At 58.8% G+C, this 238-nt stretch carries 1 protein-coding gene; it reads left to right on the top strand.

From position 1 onward, the window contains the following. The coding region (locus ACFZPT_RS26965; protein WP_379559171.1) for a tRNA pseudouridine(55) synthase TruB at nt 1–206 on the top strand (206 nt) is incomplete at its 5' end. Between the last annotated feature and the right edge of the window lie 32 nt (nt 207–238).

The raw sequence follows: 238 nt of genomic DNA, 5'->3' as shown, positions 1-238 counted from the left end.
CGGACAGTGGGCTGCTGGATTGGCCATTGCTTCACTTCTCGGAACTCAGCGCGTTCTACTGTCTCAACGGACAACCGGTACGCGCTCCGGATGCCCCGAAGTTCGGTATGGTGCGAGTACTGGATCACAACGGTCGCTTTATCGGTATCGGTGACGTGAGCGAAGACGGGCGCAGCGCGCCGCGTCGAGTGATTCGGTCAGAATGACCGAACGAGTGTGGCTGTTAACAGGCATGGTC

The organism is Pseudomonas sp. MD330_10 (assembly GCF_042610415.1).
Classification (GTDB): Bacteria; Pseudomonadota; Gammaproteobacteria; order Pseudomonadales; family Pseudomonadaceae; genus Aquipseudomonas; species Aquipseudomonas rhodesiae.
The sequence above is the reverse complement of the archived record's forward strand: the minus strand, read 5'-3'. Positions and strand labels throughout refer to the sequence as shown.